This is a genomic window from Ferrimonas pelagia, from assembly GCF_039543565.1.
Lineage (GTDB): Bacteria > Pseudomonadota > Gammaproteobacteria > Enterobacterales > Shewanellaceae > Ferrimonas > Ferrimonas pelagia.
In genome coordinates, this window is the sequence record NZ_BAABJZ010000042.1 from 1 (window position 1) to 1,372 (window position 1,372).

The 1,372-nt window shown below is 48.0% G+C and carries 2 protein-coding genes and 1 pseudogene; 1 reads left to right on the forward strand and 2 read right to left on the reverse strand.

The genetic code is table 11. From position 1 onward, the window contains the following. The first annotated feature begins 85 nt into the window (after positions 1-85). Positions 86-568: a hypothetical protein gene (locus ABEA08_RS09525; protein WP_345335065.1), complete on the forward strand. Its 483-nt coding sequence runs from the start codon at positions 86-88 to the stop codon at positions 566-568. 286 nt (positions 569-854) lie between these two features. Here the strand turns inward: ABEA08_RS09525 and ABEA08_RS22025 are convergent, their stop codons facing one another. Together ABEA08_RS22025 and ABEA08_RS09530 are read right to left on the reverse strand one after the other, a co-directional pair. Beyond that, positions 855-1,034 carry a cation efflux transmembrane domain-containing protein gene (locus ABEA08_RS22025; protein ID WP_425557352.1) on the reverse strand — a complete coding sequence of 60 codons (180 nt, stop codon included), beginning with the start codon at positions 1,032-1,034 and terminating at the stop codon, positions 855-857. 135 nt (positions 1,035-1,169) lie between these two features. Then, positions 1,170-1,372, reverse strand: a pseudogene (locus ABEA08_RS09530) (IS66 family transposase); the annotation flags it as partial.

Consider the following 1,372-nt stretch of genomic DNA (forward strand, 5'->3'; position numbering starts at 1 on the left):
TGAAATGCTGTTTGATGGTCTCGATATCCATGCTCATGCCCCGAAAAAGGGAGCATAAGATCACAGAGCGATCGGCTGGTCAATCATGCGTAGCAATTGGCTAATAAACGTTCATGATCTCGCCCTGGGTCTTTTATTGATTATGGCTAACCGATCCTCGAGCAGAAATGGTCCTTTCAGCTTCTTCTTTAATAATCCAGAGCTGTGGGTTGGTGCTCAGGAGCAGTTGGTTGAGATATATAAGGCTGTTTTTCAAGAGCATGTGGCGCTAATCAACCAGTGTTGGGACAATCTTCCTGAAGACATCTTAGCTGAGCTTGAATCAAATTGGTGTAGGGATATTTTTCATCGATACGTTCGAGGCACCATGGCAAGGCAAAAAAATGGCTTGGCTCATGAGGTCATGGAAATTCCTTCTTTAGAACATAGCTATAAGGTGTTGCTTAAAATCGTTAATATGCCATTTTCTCAAAGTATGCCGTTTAAAAATGACTTTCATTCCATGACATGCATTTGTCGTTCTGTATTAGATAGCAACAACTGTTTTCTCGAAGACATCTCAGTATAGACAGTGATTTTAAATTGTCGTTCTTTAGGTAATTATTTCGTGGGGCGGCAAAGTTATGTTGTTTTGTTTAGCGATAGCGCTACCCTTGCGCACTTTCGCTAAAGTTTTAGCCTGCTCCATTTAAAGTTGGTGGGTAACTCTTTTGGATGATGGTATTGCCCAGCTTCGAGTTTCCGGCCAAACCCAAAGGTACACCCTGTTATTGTAATTGAGAGGCGCACCCGGGAATGCACACAGTCAGGTGGCATGGATTTGTTCAAGCAAAATTCCGCGCGCTCTGAACGTTTCACTCCAGGAGCTGGCTCTGTGTCGAAGGGCGTTGGCTACCCGCTAAGGGGGTTGTGTAGTGGTCGGCTTTCTTCTGGCTAAAACGCAGTACGGCAAGAGCCAAAAGCAGCGACGCGGCATCCGTCAACATGTGGCCCGCGCCGGTAATCAATGCCAACGAGCCGCAGAGCCACGCCAATCGCCGCCAGCAAGAAACCCGCCATCAGCACCAAAGCGAGCAGCAAACATCGGCGTGTATCCACAGTTATCCGCTGATGGCGCGTGTGTGTTTCTGGCTGAGCCAACGTAACTGTTCACCCGAGTGGACTTGACCTTAGATCTTGAGGCCTTCTGGTATCGGATACGGACGTTGCTCGATACAGGCTCGAGTGATCTGTTGAAGCCACTCAAGTGGATTGAGTTTCAGCCGCTTAGCTGTCTCTACTAAAGACAGGATCCGCTGCCGGAACAGCTCGCCACGGTGCGATGAAACGCCATAACTTCCCTTTCGCCATAGTACGTAGCCTCGAAGGGTGC